The following is a 15,933-nucleotide window of genomic DNA, read 5'->3' as shown; positions in this document are numbered from 1 at the left end:
TAATCTCCACGTCAGAAGAAAGGCCCGTTGCAAGGAGGAGCCAGATGACCGTCGAGACCCACATTTCCACGCTTCAGCGCCGGCATGACGAGCTGGACGAGGCGATCACCGCGGCTGGGCGCGATCATGGCGTCGATGATCTGGAAATCCAGGCGATGAAGAAAGAGAAGCTGCACCTCAAGGACGAGATTGCACGGCTTCAGGCCACGGCGGAGTAAGGCTCGCCGACGCTGCATGCGGGCCCCGGATGGCGATGGCTGTCCGGGGTCTTTCTTCGTTCGATCCCCTGCGTCGCCCAGGGGAGGCTGCCCGGTTGGCCGCCGCGCGCGCATCGCGCGCCGCGGGCCCTTGGCGGCGCGGGTCGAGGGGCCTATGTGATCTCCATGTCGCAGTCGCAGAACCACCGCACCGGCCCGTCCTCGTCCTCCTCGTCCGGTGCCCCCGGCTTCGTCTGGGCGCTCGTGGGGCTTCTGGCCGCAATCGAGCTGCTGCTGACCGCCGCTGAATCGGGCTGGATCGGCGAGCCTCGCCTGCGGAGCATCGCCATCCTGCTGGGCGCCTTCTGGCCGCCCCTGCTTGCGCCGGGGGCGGGGGAACTCTACCCTTTCCAGCGCGAGGCCATGTTCCTGACGCACGCCTTCCTTCATGCGAACCTGCTTCATCTGGTGATGAACGGCGTGATCCTGCTCTCGCTGGGAAAGGTCATCGGCGAACGTGTGGGGCGCGTGCGCCTGTTCCTGCTCTTTGCCCTGTCGGCCATTGCGGGAGGGGCGGCCTTCGGCCTGATCTCGGTGACCCACGGGCCGATGATCGGCGCCTCGGGCGCGGCCTTCGGCTTCTTCGGGCTCTGGAACGCGTGGGAGTTCCAGCGTCGCCGCGCCCGCGGCCTGTCGCTGCGGCCGGTGCTCGGGACGGTCGTGGGCCTGATCCTGGCCAACGTTGCGCTCTTTGTCTTCCTGCAGGGCGGGCTCGCCTGGGAGGCGCATCTCGGCGGCTACGTGATGGGCTGGGTGGCGGCCTTCACCTTCTGCCGTCTGCCGCACCTCCGCCCGCAAGCCTGAGGCGCGCACGGCCCGCCGCCCTGACCTTGCGTTAACCCGCAAGCTCTTGATCAAGCTTCATGATCCACCTAGGATGGCCATTCCATCGGAGGTATCATGACGCAGCTTCCCAGCGTTCTCTTCATCTGCCTCGGCAACATCTGCCGCTCTCCGCTTGCCGAGGCCGCGCTTCGGGCAGCCGCCGAAGAGCGTGGGGCAAGCCTTCAGGTGGACAGTGCGGGAATCGGCGGCTGGCATGCAGGCGAGGCCCCCGATCCTCGGGCGCAGCAGGTCGCGCGGGCGAACGGCATCGACATCGCCCATTACAGCGCCCGGAAGGTCCATCGGAACGACTTTGCCGAGTTCGACCATCTCGTGGCGCTGGATCTCGACAATCTCGCGGAACTGCGCCGGCTGCGGCCGCCAGGCGCACGGGCCCGGCTGTCGCTTCTGCTCGATCACGTTCCGGGGCGGGCGGGTCAGCCGGTGGCCGATCCCTACTACGGCGGGCCGGAAGGCTTCCTCGCCACATGGGCCGATGTCACGGCCGGGGCGAACGGGCTGCTTGCCGGGTTCTTCCGCCAGGCCTGACGCGGGCGGCGATCACGTCCCGGCCACCATCCGGCGCCGCAGGGGCGTCTTCTCGGCCGCAAGCCGCCAACCCTCGCGCAGCGTCTCGCGTCCCGCCGATGTGGCCGAGATCATAAGGGCCGTCAGCGCATAGGACAAAAGGCCCCCCTGCAGCAGCGCCGCAAGGCCCAGACCGGGGAGGTGGGGCTTGGCGAGCCACAGCAGCCCCATGACGACATGCACCGACAGAACCAGCGGTCCCACGCTGCGGATCATGTCGCGGTGGCTGATCGGGCCGCTGCGGCAGGTCAGGGCCCAGATCGCCGGCACCTTCAGATATTCGGCAATCGCCACGGCAACGACGACGCCGACCAGCCCGAACGGCAGGCCCGCCACCACCGCCGTGCCGACGAAGAGGGCGTGGATCAGGCCCGAGTGGAAGAAGTCCCTCGACCGGCCCTGACTGAGGAACAGCCAGCCCGCGATGTTGTTCAGCGGCTGCACCAGGCCGGCGATCCCGAGCGCGGTGAAGATCGCCACGCTGCCGTCCCAGTTCTGGCCGAAGGCCAGCGGGATCACGATGTCGGCAAAGGCGGCCGCGCAGGCCATCATCGGCAGCAGAAGGAAGAGCAGCAGCCCCGCGACCCGGAGATAGGCGCTGCGATAGCGGTCAGGCTCGTCCTGAAGGCGGGACAGGGCAGGGACCATCACCCGCGCAAGCGGGTTGAAGATCGAGTTCGAGGGCATCAGCACCAGCTTGAAGGCCCGGTCGTAGTAGCCCAGCGACTCGCCGCCGAAGGCCCGGCCGATGACCACCTTGTCCACGTTCATCGAGAAGAAGTTGGCGAAATTGAACCCGGTGACGCCCGCGCCGAAGTTCAGAAGCGGCCGCCACCCCTCGATGCGCCGCGGCAGCCCCGGCCGCCAGCGCGAGCCGAGCCACATGCCGATCGTCGGCACGAGCGTTCCCACAAGCGCCCCGCCGAAGAGCGCCCACGGGCTGGGGTCGATCCAGGCCCAGACCGCGGCGGTCGCCAGCGACAGCACGGCCCCGGCGACCTGGATGAAGCCCAGGCGCACATATTGCATCCGCCGGATCAGCAGCGCCGCATGCTGCGCCCCCAGCCCGTTCAGCGCGATCGTGACCGAGAGCGCGGCGATCAGCGGCCCCACCCGCGGCTCCTGATAGAACATCGCCACCAGCGGCGAGGTCACCAGCAGGATCAGCGTGAGCGAGACACTCAGCGCGACATTGATCCAGAAGAGGAAGTTCACCTCCTCGGTCTTCAGCCCCTGCTTCTGCACCGTCGCGGCCAGCAGGCCGAAATCCTGAAGCATCATCAGCAGCGCGATGACCGGCGTGCACATCGCAACAAGGCCGAAATCCTCGGGCGAGAGCAGCCGCGAGAGGATCACGACCGAGCCGATCTGGGTCAGCATCAGCGCCCCCTGCGAGGCAATGGTCGCCACGGCGCCCCGGCTTGCCGTGGCGCGAAGCACGCCTTCCGGCGGATCGAAGACGCTGGTTTCGGAAGTCACGTCGGATGTCTCCGTCAGAGGAAGCCGGAACAGCAGACCGTTCCTGCGCTGCTGCGGCAAGCCCTGTCAACGCCGAAGGCAGGGCCGGAAGTTCCGCCGCTCGCCCCCGGCCTTTTCTGCGCGCGCCGCGGTCTCTCGGGCAGGCGTCCTGCCCGGAAATCCTGCAACCCGCCCGCCGCGCCGTTACAGGCGGCGGAAGCCGCCCGCCGGCTCGGGATCGCCCGTCTCGAGCAGCCGGAACACCAGTTCGGCCAGCGAGGACGTGCCGGTCTTGCAGTGGATGCTCCGCAGGTGAGAGCGCACGGTGGAGCGGGCAAGACCCAGCTCGGCCGCGACGCCCTCCACCGGAAGCCCGCGGCTGAGCAGCAGGCACACCCGGAACTCGGCCCGGCTGAGCTGGGCCGGGTTGGCCTCGCCCAGGATGGGCTTGCCGGAGGTGACGTCGGCGCGGGTGCGGTGACCGGCGATGGCCCGGCTCACGAGGCCCGCCTGGCGCTTGGCCCAGGCCCGCACGAGCGTCGGCAGCATCGCCTCGATCGCCGCGCTCAGCGACGGAAGAGGCTCCTGCCGGAAATGCAGTTCGACATGATCGCGGGCCGAGGGGCTGGAGGCCAGGATGAGCACCGCAAATTCCCGCATCCGGCGCGCGCCCTGCCAATCGGCCAGCGTTCCGTCGCCCGTCACCGAGGACCCCAGCCAGAGGCTGCCCGGGCGCGCATTCTCGAGCGCCGCGCCGAAGTGGTCCGCGGCGTATGAGGCCACCAGCGGCCGGACCGGCTCGCCGCGCCGTTCGTCATGGATCGCCACCCGTTGCGGCTTGCCGTCCAGCCTCGAGCGCACCACCATGCCGCACTCGGCCCCGACGCTGCGCACGAGATGGGCGAGCGCCTCGCCCAGCGTGTGCCGCCCCTGAAGCGCCTCGCAGAACTCGCTCATCGCATCCACGACAGCGACATGAACCGGGGTCGGCCGACGATCGGCCGTCGTGCTGAAATTGGAAAACTTCGTCATGAAAATAATCCTCCAGGAACACATCGGCGCGAAATGTCGCCGACCGGAAATCCATACCAAAGGCTATGTTGGTTAATCCGAATAGCCTCTTGCCCCACCTAAACGGCAGGTTTCATGACTGCCATGGGAGAGTCAACCAATCCCCACGCAACCCTGTCCAAAAAAAGTGGTTCTGCACGCGGGGGTTGCGGATTCTCACCCTATGGGCATCCTGCGGTCGAGCGGGACGCCCCAGAGGATGTCCGGGCGGCCGGAGAGGACCGGCCGAGGTGCGCCGCACGAGCCCGCGGCGACGCAGGAGACGTGAAGGATTCCCGCCCTGACAGCTTAGCAACCGATCCGGCGCGCAGCGGGGTGCTCAGGGCGATGATTTCAGCAGCAGTTGTGCTCGAGGTGCCAGAGCAGGTCGAGTCCCTCCTCGTCTTCGGCCTCCTCGAAGAAGCTGTAGAGAGAGTTGATCTGGCTGCCGACAAAATGAAGGTTGTCCGTCGCCATGCGCGCCTTTTCGGCCAGCTTCTGTTCGAAGTAGCGCACCCATGGCGAGTCGGTCGATGCCAGCCGCGCGCTGAGCATCTCCATCATGCGGTCCGCCTTGGCATCGCAGTCGATGCCCAGGAAGGTGACATAGCGATCGGGGGTGTGGTCGTTCATGGCGGCTCCCGGTTCGGACGGTGCAGGCAGGCTAGCGGAAAGGTCCTGCAGGATCTGTCAGCCGGATGACAGTTCGCTCATCTCCTCGAGCCGGGCAGGGCGAAGCAGCTGGATGTGTCGCCGGTCGGGGCGCGCGATGACGCCTTCGCGCACCAGCCGGTTGAGCAGGGTGGAGAGCGTCGGCCGCGTGGTCCCGAGCGCGCTGGCGAGGGCCTCGGTTGTCTCGATCAGCCGGACGCGGTCGGTGCCCTGGGTCTGACGCTCCGAGAGGAGGAACCGGGCAAGGCGCGACTCGACCGGGCGAAAGGCCAGATCCTCGATCAGGCTCAGCGCGCCGTGGAGGATCCGACCAACCTCGCGGAAGGCGGCAAGTCCCAGCTCGGGCTCGCGGGTGACAAGCTCCAGCATGTCCCCGACCGGCCAGCTCACCACCTCGCAGGGCTCGAGCGCCTCGACCCAGGCGCGGGTGTGGGTCACATAGAAGCCGCCGAGCCGGAGGTAGCCCAGAACCAGCTCCTTCGATGCCGCATTCAGGCAGATCCGCGCCAGCCCGCTGTCGAGCAGGAAGACGCGGTTCGTGGGCTGCTCTGGGCGCGCGATGATCTCACCGGGCCGGTAGCGCCGGCGATGGCCGCGCGGCAGATGCGCAAGCCATTCCGAATGGGGACGGGCGTGGGGAGGCGGCGGAACCATGCCCGATCCTAGCGCGCCCGTCGCCGCGGCGCAGCACCGCCGATCAGGACCTTCTGCCGCACGGGTTCCGCAGCCGGATCTCCGGGCCGCGCGGCGAGCCCCGGGCCTGTTCTTCCCTGCACAGGTCCCGCGCATCTGCGCAAGTTGTCTGCCCCCGCGCAATCAGCCATTTGCAGGACCACACCCCCAGAGAGGTATCGCCATGACCAACATCCTGCGCATCGACAGTTCCATCAAGGGCGAGGCCGCCGTGTCGCGCCGCCTGACCAGCCGCATCGTCGAGCGGCTTCTGGCGGCCCATCCTTCCGCCACGGTCGTCTCGCGCGACCTTGCGCAGGGGATCCGGCAGATCGACGGCGCCTGGCTCGGCTCGGTCTTCACCGCGCTCGAAGAGCGGACGGCCGAGCAGGCCGAGACGGCCCGCGAGGCGGATGCGATCCTGGCCGAAGTCAAGGCGGCCGACATCCTGGTGATCGCGCTGCCGGTGTACAACTTCGCCCCGCCCGCGCAGCTCAAGAGCTGGGTGGACCACATCGCCCGGCGCGGCGAGAGCTTTGTCTATACCGAGACCGGGCCCGTCGGTCTTCTGACCGGCAAGCGCGCCATCGTGGCCTTCACCTCGGACGGCACGCCGCTCGGGTCCGAGCTTGATCATGCCTCGGGCTGGCTGCGTCAGATCCTGGGCTTCTTCGGCATCACCGATGTCGAGTTCGTCGCCGCCGACCGCATGGTGTTCGGGGCAGAGGAATCCCTTGCCCGCGCCGAAGCCGCTGTCGAGGCCCTGGCTGCCTGAGCCTCGGGTTCTTCGGTTTCTTCCAACCTTGCGGACAGTTGCGGTCGTTTCCTGATACGGGCGGTGCCAGACCGGCGCCGCCTTCTTGCGCATGATCGCCCGGCCGGGCCGCAGCAGGACCGGGGCGCGCCCTGCCCTCTGCGGAGCGGAGGTCTGCCTCGGAAGGTGCTGGGCGGGAAGCCATATCCCGCCATGGCCCGAATCCCGCGCGGCCGTCTCACCCAGGTGATCTCGCGGCCGAAAGCCGGCGAAACTGCGGCGCCATTGTGGCGGCGCCCGGCAGCGGCAGAGGGAATCCGTGTCCCACGATGCAGTTGCGCCGCGGGTCCCGACGGCCATGACCTCTCCGCCAGTCTCCAAATTGCCGGGGTTGCGGACAAATTGCATCACATTCCCCCCCCATGACTGAGGATGCATGCGGACTGCGGAGCAGCAAGCCTGCGGGCCGGCCCTGGGGTGCGGGCCGGCGACGTGACACCCGAATGCGGAGATTGGATGTGCGCGATTTTGCAGACAGGGATGATGTTGTCCCGCCCGGGGGGCGGCCGGCGTTCGACGAACTCGAGAGCTATTGGGTCGGCCTGAACCGCATCCGCGATGCCTTGCTGGAACTGACCGGCGACGCGGCGCCGGCGCTTCGGGCGCAGCTTGACCGCATCATCGAACGGATCGACGCCTTCGAGCCGTCGGTCAGCGTGCTGGGTCAGGTCAAGGCCGGCAAGAGCACGCTTCTGAATGCGCTGATCGGCCGGCCGGGCCTGCTTCCCTCGGACGTCAATCCCTGGACCTCGGTCATCACCAACGTCCACCTGAACTCGCCCCGCCGCCCTCTCGAGACCCGGGCGCTCTTCCGCTTCTTCGACGCGCTGGAATGGGACCGGCTGGTCACCACGGGCGGGCGCCTCGGCGAGATGGCGCGGCGGGCCGGCTTTGCGTCCGAGGCCGAGCAGATCCGGGCGCAGGTGATGGCGATGCGCAGCACGACCGAGGCCCGCCTCGGCCCGGATTTCGAGAGGTTGCTCGGCAGCAGCCACGCCTTCCCCGACCTCTCGAGCGACGTGATCGACCGCTACATCTGCTACGGCGACACGGGCGACTCGCAGGGCCGCGCGCAGGGCTTCTACGCCGACATCACCAGGACGGCGGATCTTTTTGTCGATCTGCCGGGCTATCCGCAGAACCTCTGCATCCGCGATACGCCCGGCGTGAACGACACCTTCATGATGCGCGAGCAGATCACGCTGAACGCGATCAGCGAAAGCCGCGTCTGCGTGATCGTCCTGTCGGCGCACCAGGCGCTCTCGACGATGGACATGGCCTTGCTGCGCATCATCGGCAATGTCGAGGCGCGCGAGGTGCTGATCTTCGTCAACCGCATCGACGAACTGGCCGATCCGGTGGCGCAGTGCCGCGAGATCGAGGCCGCGATCCGCCACACGCTCGAGCGGGCCCGGATCGGGGCCGGAATGACCATCCTCTTCGGCAGCGCCCTCTGGGCGGTTCGCGCGCTCGAGGATCGGTGCGACGCGCTCTCCGAACCGAGTCGGCGCGCCCTGCTCGCCTGGACGGCGGGACGGTGCGAAGCGCGCGATCTCCGGGCGCTTGCCTTCGAGGCTTCGGGCGTGCCCGAGCTTCATGCCGAGATTTCCCGCCGGGTCGTCGAGGGGCCGGGGCAGGCCATGCTGGCCGACATCCAGGCCGAGACGGGCAACGTGATCTCGGAAGTCGAGACGGTGGACATCGTCGCGCGCAGCGGCGCAATGCCCCCGGCGGCGGTCGATCGCCCCGCGATCGAGGCGCGCGCGGCGGAGATCGGCCGCCTGTGCGACGAGCGGCTCAAGGCGCGGATCGCCGAGGCGCAGGCGGCGCTCGCCGAGCGGCTTGGCCGCGCGCACGAGCAGTTCGTGGACGGGGCCGTCGGCGCGCTGGCCTCGCACATCTCCGCCTATGGCGAGACCGAGGGCTGGCGCTGCGATCCCACCACGTTGCGCATGATGATCCGCTCGTCCTACCTGGCTGCCGCCAAGACGGTCCGGGATGCGCTTGGCGACTGCACGGGCGAGGCGGCCGAAGGCTTCGCGCGGCTGCTCTGCGGCGATCTCGGGGTGCCGGAGGGAAGCGTGGCCTTTCACCTGCCGCAGGGGCCCGTGCCGCAGGCGCCGGGGATCATTGCCCAGACCATCTCGCTCGACATGCAGGAGGTTTGGTGGCGGCGCTTCTTCCAGCGGCGGGGATCGCCCGAGGATCGGGCCAGCCGCTACCGCGCCCTGATCATGGCCGAGACGCTGCCCCTGACGGAGGCGGTGGGCCAGGAGGACTTTGCCGGTTTCTGCCAGGAGGTCGCCGAGACCGCGCGCGTCTTCTGCCGCAAGCAGACCGAGTTCGTGGCGGCCGTTCTCGAGGCGATGGAACGGCCGGCCGGCGGGCCGGAGGAGGCGCTGGCCGAGGTGGCGGGCGCGCTTGAGGATGCGACAAGAAGGGGAGCGGCATGAACTTGCCCTTGGAACTGTCCCAGATCGTCGGAAAGGCGGCGGAGGTGACCTGCGCCGCCGAGGGTCGGCCGCGCATCATGATTGCGGGCGAGTTCAGCTCGGGCAAGACGCGCCTCGTGAACGCCCTGCTGGGCCACGAGATCCTGCCCTCATCCGTCACCTCGACCGCGTTGCCGCCCGTATGGATACGGCATGGCGACGGCGCACCCGAATGCGTGCGGCTTGACGGGCAGGTGCAGGCCTTTGCCTCGGTGCCCGAACTGGTGGCGCATGTGCAGGCCGTGGATCTCGATCGGATCCACCATTGCCGGATCTGCCATCCGCACCCGCTGCTGGAACGGTTCGACCTGATCGACACGCCCGGCAACTCGGACCCGAACATCCCCGCCGCAAGCTGGGAGAGGATGGTGGCCGAGGCCGACATGATCGTCTGGTGCTCGCCGGCCGTTCAGGCCTGGCGCCAGAGCGAACGGTCCGCGTGGCTCTCGCTGCCCGAGGCGGTGACGGGGCCGGGTCTGCTGCTCCTTTCCCAGGCGGACAAGCTGGCCGATCCCGATGACCGCGACAAGGTCATGCGCCGCGTCCTGCGCGAGGCAGAGGGGCTGTTTGCGTCCGTGCGCATGGCCTCGTTCCTGTCCGAGACGGATGTCGAAGAGCTTCGCGCCGCGCTGGTCGAGGCATCCGCGGCACTGCCCCGCCGCGCCCGTCCGGTTCCGCTGGCACAGGCCGAGGACGGCCTTGCCGCGCCGCGGATCATGCCACGCCGGATTCGGACGCGGCCTGTCGCGAGCGAGCCGCTTCTCCTGGTAGCCCGCGCCCCCGATGCCGCCCCCGAGGCGCTTCGTCCTTCGGCTTACGCGGATGCCGATGGCGCCCTGCCGGTCGATTCACACGCCGAGGTGGCAGACACGCGGGGCCTTGAAGAGGTGTCAGAGCCCCGCGGCGTGGCCCCGGAAGCCCGGACCGGGACGGCCGAGGCAAACCCGGACGACGCCGGCGCCGTGATTGCGGCTGCCTCCGCCCGGGCGGCAGAGCCGCAGGTCGCGGAAGCGGACGGCGTTGTCCTGACCTTCCTGCGCGACCGGCTCGAGGCGGCGGAACCGCCCCTGCCGGATGAGCCCGCCGCACCGGCGCCGGACGCGGATCTTTCCGCCCTCATCGCCACTCATCTGCCGACCGAGGCGACGCCAGCCACATGCGCCGAGGCGCAGGAGTCGGTTCCCGCATCGCCTGCCACCGGTATGTCTTCATCCGTCAGCGAGCCGCCGGTGGCGCCGTCCGCTGACGCGGAACCCCGGCCTTCCCCGCTGGCAAGCGATACCCCGCCGGCGGGGTCGGAGGAACCCTTCTCCGAACCCGCGGTCGCCCCCGACGACCGGCAGGACGATCCGGCGCCTGTCCGCCGGCCGCAGCGCGCGACACTGCCGGCGATGATGTTCGGCCCGGCCCGGATGCTTTGGGAGCAGATCCTGCCCACGCTCGACCCCGACGACACCGACTCGATCCTCGGGGGCGTTGACGAGCTGATCGCCGAACTTGACCTCACCTGGGCCCGCGCCTGTCTGCAGTCCGCGCCGGCCGCCAGCCGCCGCCGCGGATCGGCGTGATCCCCCGGGAGGGCAGCATGGACATCGGCGCGCTGCAGAAGACCGAGATCGCGAGCCTCCGGCGCATCGTCTCGGAGATCGGGGAGGCGGCGGGGCGCGACTCACGCGAGCCCTTCGCCCGCCTCCTAGCGCGGCTGGACGGATGGACCGCGCGCGTGGCCGTCATCGGGCAGGTGAAGGCGGGCAAGTCCTCGTTCCTCAACGCCTTCTTGGGCGAGATCGGGCTTCTGCCCTCGGACGTGAACCCCTGGACCTCCGTCGTCACCAACCTCCGCATCAACCTGCCCGGCGATCCTCCGCAAGGGGCCTCGTTCCGCTTCTTCGACGAGCCGTCCTGGGATGAGATCGTGAACGGCGATCCGCGCGTGCGGCGCATGGCCGAGGAGATGCTGCCCGGTTTCGACAGCGGCATCCTGCTGCGGCAGGCGCAGGAGATGAAGGCCCGCGCGCAGGCCAGGCTGGGCCGGGCCTATGCGACGCTGCTGGGCACCTCCCACACCTACGACTTCCTGTCGCCGGAACTGCTGCAAAGCTACGTCTGCGCGGGCCCCGGCGCCGACGAGGGGCTGGGGAACCAGGCGCTCGGCCGCTATGCCTCGATCACGCGCGAGGCCGAGGTCTATCTGCGCCTGCCGGGTTTCGCCGTGCCGGTGGTGCTGACCGACACCCCGGGCGTGAACGATCCGTTCCTCGTGCGGGACGAGTTCACCTGCCGCAGCCTGGATCGGTCGGATATCTTCATCATCGTCCTCTCGGCGCACCAGCCGCTGACCGAGGCGGACATCGCGCTGATGCGGATGCTCTCGGCCGAGCGGGCGAAGAATGTGATTGTCTTCATCAACCGCGTCGACGAGCTTGAGGATCTGGACGAGGAACTCGATGGGCTGGTGGCGGATGTCGCGGCGCGGCTTCGGGCGGCGATCCCCGAGGCCGCCTTCTCGATCCATGCCGGCAGCGCCTGGCTGGCAGAGCTTGCGCAGCGCGAGGATGCCGAGGCCCGCGCGCTCCGGGCCGGGGTGGATGATGCGGGGCTTCGCCGCTTCCTGCTCGACCGCTACGGCGAGGTGCCACAGGGACAGTCCGAGCGGCTGATGCTCGCCTCGGGCGTGGGCGAGGTGAAGCAGACGCTGGGCAGTCTGATCGACCTCGGCGCGGGCTATCGGCAGCTTGCCTCGATCCACGAGGAACTGCGTTCCGAGGTCGGCGCGCTGATCGCGCTCTGCAAACGCGAGCGGGACTCGGTGGCCCGGCAGGTCGAATCCGTGAGCGGTCCGGGCGCGGCGCGCTTCCTGATGGAGATCCGGGCCGAGATGGCGCAGCTTTTGGACCTCCGCCGGCGCCTCGACGAGCGGTTCGAAGCCATGACCGCCGCGACCGACCGCATCCTTGCCCAATCGGCGGCCTTGATGCAGCAGGCGCTCGAGACGACGATCCGCGCCTTTGTCGAAGAGCAGCGGGCGGCGCTGGCCAACCGCGCCTCGGGCGGAGAGCGGGGGCCGGTGACGGTGGATCTTGCGGCGCTCGGCCTGCACCTCGACCGGGATGTCACCGACACGTTCCGCCGCACCCGCGCCGCGTTGGACAGGGCGCTGAACGACTGCCTCGTCAGCGCGGCCGGCCTTGCGGGCGAGCGGTTCGAGGGCATCGCCGAGGGCGTGACGCTGCGCGGCCTGCCGCATGACGAGTTCACCACCGCCCTCACGCTCTCGCGCAGGGCCCTTACGGTCGATGCGGTCGCGGCCCGCGGCTGGGCCTTCTGGCGTCGTCCCGGCATCGACGTGCCGAAGACCTTCGAGGCGCTGCGCCGGATCACGCTGGCGGAGCTGCTGCCCTGGTCGCACAAGATCCTGAAGGCCGCGACCGAGGCGCAGGCCGAGCGGGTCATGGCCGGCAAGGAGCGGATCCAGATCATCCTGTCGACGGTGGACAAGGCCATCGCCGAGCGGGCCCAGAGGCTGCGCAGCGACTCGTCGGTGTTGGCGCAGCTCGCCGCGGATCCGTCACGCGGGGCGCAGATGTCCCACCGTCTGCAAAGCCGGTTGGAGGTGCTCGAGCGTCGGCTGCAACTCCTTGCCATCAGCGACAGCCGCCTGTCCCGGTCGCACCTCGCGGCCGCGGCCTGAACAGGATGTTCCTGGGCCAGCCCCTGCCTGACCTCGTTCCCGCGCCCGCTCGCTCCGGTGCCCGACCGAGACTGCGCGTGGTGGTGGCGGGCGAGTTCCGGTCGGGCAAATCCAGCGTCATCAACGCGATCCTGCGGCAGCCCGTGCTGCCGATGCTGTCTCGGCAGGCGTCGCGTCCCGCCTTCCTTGTCCGCCATGCGCGGGAGGGGGCGGGGGCGGTCCTCCTTCATCATGGCAGCGGAGGAACCGAGCAGGCGGCGGTGCTGGACGAGACGACCGATTTCGGCGGCGCCGGTCTCTGCGAGGTGCTGGTGAACGCACCCCATCTCGAGGGCGTGGAACTGGTCGAACTGCCGTTCCCGTGCGACGGACAGGTGGGCGACGAGGCACGGGCCCTGATGGCGGGGGCGGATCTTCTGCTCTGGGTCTCGATCGCCTCGCAGGCCTGGCGTCTGTCCGAGAAGGCGATCCTGTCGCAGCTGCCGCCCATGCGGGAGCGCGCGGTGATCGTGCTCTCGCGCGCCGACAAGCTGCGCTGCGCCTCCGACTGGGATCGCATCGAAGAGCGGGTCCAGCGCGAGGCGGGCTCCCATTTCGCGGCGGTGGCTTTCGTCCAGGCCGCACGCGAGACGATCCGTGCCGCGGCCGCCGACGATCATGCGTGGGAGATCTCGGGCGGGCAGATCCTCGCCGATCTGGTGGTCGAGCGCCGTCAGCGCATGGCGCTTGAGGCGCCCTCGGATCCCGCCGATCCGCCGCCCGACGCCCATCGGGCGACCCGCGCCGTCCCCGCGCGGCGGCGGCAGGAGATCGAGCAGGTGGCCTCGTCGCTCGCCGGGCTGGTGTGCGGTGGGCTGACGGGGCACGATGGCGGCTGTCTTGCCTTCGGCCCCGAGAGGCACCGCGCCGCGCAGCTTGCGCCGGCGATCCGCGGCTTCATCGGCGGGCAGGCCACGCTCGAGGCGGCGGCCGGCGCGGCGGTCGAGGAGACGCTGCTGCGCCTCGGGCCGCATCTGCTGCTGGTCGTCCGGCCTGCGCCTGCAGGACTTGCGTTCCTGCTGCTGCGGCAGGACAGGACGAACATGGCCCTCGCCCAGACGGCCCTGCGCCGGATCGCGGCGAACTGGCTCTCGCACGATTGAGCGGCTCGCTGCCATGTGACCGTGGCGCGGGAGAAACCCGTGGAGCCCCCGTTGCATTGCCGCCCGCATCCTGTAGCTTCGCCGGATCGAGCGAAGGGTCGGATCTTGGGACTTCTGACGACGAAACTCCCGGATCGGCTGAACCGATTCGTGTTGCGGTGGGCCACCCGGCGCAGCCTGACCTATCAGGTCTGGTTCGCCCTGTGCGCCATCGGCATCTCGACCGCGCTGCGGTTTGCGGTGCACGACGTGCTGCCGACGGGCTTCCCCTTCGTGACCTTCTTCCCCGCGATCATCCTGACGGCCTTCTTTGCCGGCGCCGCCGCGGGTGCAGGGGTGGCCGTAGTCACGGGCCTCATCTCCTGGTACTGGTTCATCCTGCCAACGGGCAGCCTCGCGCTTTCGCCGTCGGCGCTCCTGGCGCTGCTCTTCTTCGTCTTCATCGCCGTCACTGACATCCTGCTCATCCATCTGATGACCGAGGCGCTGCACCGCACGGCAAAGGCCGAGGCCCGCAGTTCGGCCCTGGCCCATGCGCGCTCGCTCATGTTCCACGAGCTTCAGCACCGGGTCTCCAACAACATCTCGACGCTGGGCGCCCTCCTGCGCCTGCAGGAGCGGCGGCTGGTCGATCCCAGGGCCCGGGCGGCGTTGGCCGATGCGCGGGCGCGCCTCGAGGTGGTGGCGCGCCTTCAGCGGCGGCTGCATGATCCCGCCCGCCAGTCCGTCGATATCGGCGACTACATCCGCGGGCTCGCGGCCGACACGATCGAGGCGATGGACGCCGGCACGCGCATCTCCTGCCGGTTCGAGCTGGAACCCTTCCGTTCCGAGCCCGATCAGGCCATGCCGCTGGGCCTTGTCACGAGCGAGCTGCTGATGAACGCCTGCGAACACGGCTTTGCCGGCGGCGCGTCGGGCACGATCCTGATCCGTCTGGCCGTGACGCATGGCGGCGCGCTTCTCGTCATCGAGGACGATGGGGCGGGGCTGCCAGAGGGCTTCTCGATCCGCGCGACCACCAGCCTCGGGCTTTCCATCGCGCGCCAGTTCGCCGAACAGATCGGCGGGCAGCTTGTCGTCGGCGCACGACCGGGAGGCGGCAGCCGGTGCGAGCTGTCCTTTCCCGTCCGTATGCCGGGGGCGGCCCAGGCCGAACCTCTGACCGCCGCCTGACAGAAGCCGAAAGGCACCTGCGCCGAAATCGGCGCACGTCCGTCTTGCAGGACTGGACAGCCACCGCAGCGGGGCCATCTCTGGCCTGTTGCCCCGATCTGGAGACGCCGCATGAACTACCGCTCGATCGCCGACATGAACCGCACCATCCTGCGGAACCTGCACCGGCTGCCGCGGGATCTCGACCTCGTGGTGGGCGTGCCGCGGAGCGGGCTTCTCGCCGCCCAGATGCTGGGAGCGGCCCTCGGCCTGCCGGTGGTGGCGCTCGACGACTTCCTCGAGGGACGCACACCCGCCGCCGGAGCCGAGCGGCGGATCCTCGTGCTCGAGGACAGCCTCAGCTCGGGCATCGCCATGCAGGAGGCCCGCGATCGCGTATCGGCCGCCGGGCGGGGCGAGGGCGTTCTCTATGCGGCCGTCTATGGGCTTCGTCCCCGCCATGCGGAGGCCGACCTGATCTTCGAGACGGTGCCGCAGCCGCGGATGTTCCAGTGGAACGCGATGCATCACAAGTTCCTCGCCCGCTGCTGCGTCGATATCGACGGCATCCTCTGCCATGATCCGACCGAGGCCGAGAACGACGACGGGCCCGCCTACCTCGACTTCCTGCTGAACGCCCGCCCGCTGTGCCGGACAAGGCAGCGGATCGGGATGCTGGTGACAAGCCGGCTCGAGAAATACCGCCCGCAGACCGAGGCCTGGCTGGCAGCGCAGGGCATCACCTTCGACCGGCTGGAAATGCTGGATCTGCCCAGCCGCGAAGAGCGGATGCGGCTCGGCGCGCACGGCAGCTTCAAGGCCAGCGTCTACCGCGAGAGCGACGCGCTGCTCTTCATCGAGAGTGAGCCGCGGCAGGCCGAGCAGATCATGCGGCTCTCGGGCCGCCCGGTGCTGTGTCTGCCCGAGCAGCGCCTGCTTCAACCGGCCCTCGCGCATGTCGCCGCGCAGATCCCGCGTGTGCGCAGCCGCACGGCGGCGCGCCATCTCGTGCGGCAGGCGGCATGGGCGATGCTGGGGCCCGAACGCTTCTCTGCGCTCAGCGACAGGTTGCGGGTGGCCTGAGGGCGGCGGGCTTATCCCGCCGCCCGGTCCAGCG

Annotated in this window: 14 protein-coding genes; 10 read left to right on the top strand and 4 right to left on the bottom strand. The window is 69.6% G+C overall.

All coding sequences use genetic code 11. The annotated features are described in order from the left end of the window. Positions 1-44 precede the first annotated feature (44 nt). The 3 genes from FG154_RS11200 to FG154_RS11190 all read left to right on the top strand — a co-directional run bounded on the left by FG154_RS11200 (position 45) and on the right by FG154_RS11190 (position 1,631). On the top strand, positions 45-218 hold the full coding sequence (locus FG154_RS11200; protein ID WP_145107677.1) for a YdcH family protein: 174 nt from the start codon (positions 45-47) through the stop codon (positions 216-218). A 165-nt stretch (positions 219-383) separates the two neighbouring features. Continuing rightward, positions 384-1,061 (top strand): rhomboid family intramembrane serine protease, encoded by a 678-nt coding sequence (locus tag FG154_RS11195; protein ID WP_145107674.1) that lies wholly within the window; start codon positions 384-386, stop codon positions 1,059-1,061. Between the two features lie 96 nt (positions 1,062-1,157). Next, positions 1,158-1,631 carry a low molecular weight protein-tyrosine-phosphatase gene (locus FG154_RS11190; RefSeq protein ID WP_145107672.1) on the top strand — a complete coding sequence of 158 codons (474 nt, stop codon included), beginning with the start codon at positions 1,158-1,160 and terminating at the stop codon, positions 1,629-1,631. A gap of 12 nt (positions 1,632-1,643) precedes the next feature. On the opposite strand, the gene FG154_RS11185 is transcribed toward FG154_RS11190, so the two are convergent. The 4 genes from FG154_RS11185 to FG154_RS11170 all read right to left on the bottom strand — a co-directional run bounded on the left by FG154_RS11185 (position 1,644) and on the right by FG154_RS11170 (position 5,504). Beyond that, positions 1,644-3,149: a lipopolysaccharide biosynthesis protein gene (locus tag FG154_RS11185; protein WP_145107670.1), complete on the bottom strand. Its 1,506-nt coding sequence runs from the start codon at positions 3,147-3,149 to the stop codon at positions 1,644-1,646. A 183-nt stretch (positions 3,150-3,332) separates the two neighbouring features. Continuing rightward, a complete protein-coding gene (locus FG154_RS11180; RefSeq protein WP_145107667.1) occupies positions 3,333-4,160 on the bottom strand; it encodes a helix-turn-helix transcriptional regulator in 828 nt (275 codons plus the stop codon). Positions 4,161-4,532: 372 nt separating this feature from the next. Further along, complete coding sequence (gene cowN, locus FG154_RS11175) at positions 4,533-4,811, bottom strand: N(2)-fixation sustaining protein CowN (RefSeq protein ID WP_011910179.1); 279 nt, start codon at positions 4,809-4,811, stop codon at positions 4,533-4,535. A gap of 57 nt (positions 4,812-4,868) precedes the next feature. Next, positions 4,869-5,504 (bottom strand): Crp/Fnr family transcriptional regulator, encoded by a 636-nt coding sequence (locus FG154_RS11170; RefSeq protein WP_145107664.1) that lies wholly within the window; start codon positions 5,502-5,504, stop codon positions 4,869-4,871. Positions 5,505-5,706: 202 nt separating this feature from the next. Here FG154_RS11170 and FG154_RS11165 point away from each other — a divergent pair, with 202 nt between their 5' ends. The 7 genes from FG154_RS11165 (at position 5,707) to FG154_RS11135 (ending at position 15,899) form a co-directional block, all read left to right on the top strand. Beyond that, positions 5,707-6,297 (top strand): FMN-dependent NADH-azoreductase, encoded by a 591-nt coding sequence (locus FG154_RS11165; protein ID WP_145107662.1) that lies wholly within the window; start codon positions 5,707-5,709, stop codon positions 6,295-6,297. A 497-nt stretch (positions 6,298-6,794) separates the two neighbouring features. Beyond that, positions 6,795-8,789: a dynamin family protein gene (locus tag FG154_RS11160; protein ID WP_246100227.1), complete on the top strand. Its 1,995-nt coding sequence runs from the start codon at positions 6,795-6,797 to the stop codon at positions 8,787-8,789. Further along, positions 8,786-10,396, top strand: a complete 1,611-nt coding sequence (locus tag FG154_RS11155) for a dynamin family protein (protein ID WP_145107657.1) — start codon at positions 8,786-8,788, stop codon at positions 10,394-10,396. Before FG154_RS11160 ends, FG154_RS11155 begins: the two co-directional genes overlap by 4 nt. Positions 10,397-10,413: 17 nt before the next feature. Beyond that, a complete protein-coding gene (locus FG154_RS11150) occupies positions 10,414-12,519 on the top strand; it encodes a dynamin family protein (protein ID WP_145107655.1) in 2,106 nt (701 codons plus the stop codon). A gap of 5 nt (positions 12,520-12,524) precedes the next feature. After that, positions 12,525-13,661, top strand: coding sequence for a dynamin family protein (locus FG154_RS11145; RefSeq protein WP_145107652.1), 1,137 nt, complete (start codon positions 12,525-12,527; stop codon positions 13,659-13,661). Between the two features lie 105 nt (positions 13,662-13,766). Further along, positions 13,767-14,837, top strand: coding sequence for a sensor histidine kinase (locus FG154_RS11140; protein ID WP_145107650.1), 1,071 nt, complete (start codon positions 13,767-13,769; stop codon positions 14,835-14,837). Positions 14,838-14,948: 111 nt separating this feature from the next. After that, positions 14,949-15,899 (top strand): phosphoribosyltransferase, encoded by a 951-nt coding sequence (locus FG154_RS11135; protein ID WP_145107648.1) that lies wholly within the window; start codon positions 14,949-14,951, stop codon positions 15,897-15,899. Positions 15,900-15,933: the final 34 nt, after the last annotated feature.

It is taken from the genome of Cereibacter sediminicola, assembly GCF_007668225.1.
Classification (GTDB): Bacteria; Pseudomonadota; Alphaproteobacteria; order Rhodobacterales; family Rhodobacteraceae; genus Cereibacter_A; species Cereibacter_A azotoformans.
This window is presented reverse-complemented; position numbering and strand designations above follow the sequence as displayed.

What these genes read in the sequence shown, in the direction of transcription:
- FG154_RS11145 (WP_145107652.1), top strand. Translation starts at nt 12,525, where the DNA reads ATGTTCCTGGGCCAGCCCCTGCCTGACCTCGTTCCCGCGCCCGCTCGC.
- FG154_RS11150 (WP_145107655.1), top strand. Translation starts at nt 10,414, where the DNA reads ATGGACATCGGCGCGCTGCAGAAGACCGAGATCGCGAGCCTCCGGCGC.
- cowN (WP_011910179.1), bottom strand. Translation starts at nt 4,811, where the DNA reads ATGAACGACCACACCCCCGATCGCTATGTCACCTTCCTGGGCATCGAC.
- FG154_RS11180 (WP_145107667.1), bottom strand. Translation starts at nt 4,160, where the DNA reads ATGACGAAGTTTTCCAATTTCAGCACGACGGCCGATCGTCGGCCGACC.
- FG154_RS11135 (WP_145107648.1), top strand. Translation starts at nt 14,949, where the DNA reads ATGAACTACCGCTCGATCGCCGACATGAACCGCACCATCCTGCGGAAC.
- FG154_RS11170 (WP_145107664.1), bottom strand. Translation starts at nt 5,504, where the DNA reads ATGGTTCCGCCGCCTCCCCACGCCCGTCCCCATTCGGAATGGCTTGCG.
- FG154_RS11155 (WP_145107657.1), top strand. Translation starts at nt 8,786, where the DNA reads ATGAACTTGCCCTTGGAACTGTCCCAGATCGTCGGAAAGGCGGCGGAG.
- FG154_RS11165 (WP_145107662.1), top strand. Translation starts at nt 5,707, where the DNA reads ATGACCAACATCCTGCGCATCGACAGTTCCATCAAGGGCGAGGCCGCC.
- FG154_RS11200 (WP_145107677.1), top strand. Translation starts at nt 45, where the DNA reads ATGACCGTCGAGACCCACATTTCCACGCTTCAGCGCCGGCATGACGAG.
- FG154_RS11195 (WP_145107674.1), top strand. Translation starts at nt 384, where the DNA reads ATGTCGCAGTCGCAGAACCACCGCACCGGCCCGTCCTCGTCCTCCTCG.
- FG154_RS11190 (WP_145107672.1), top strand. Translation starts at nt 1,158, where the DNA reads ATGACGCAGCTTCCCAGCGTTCTCTTCATCTGCCTCGGCAACATCTGC.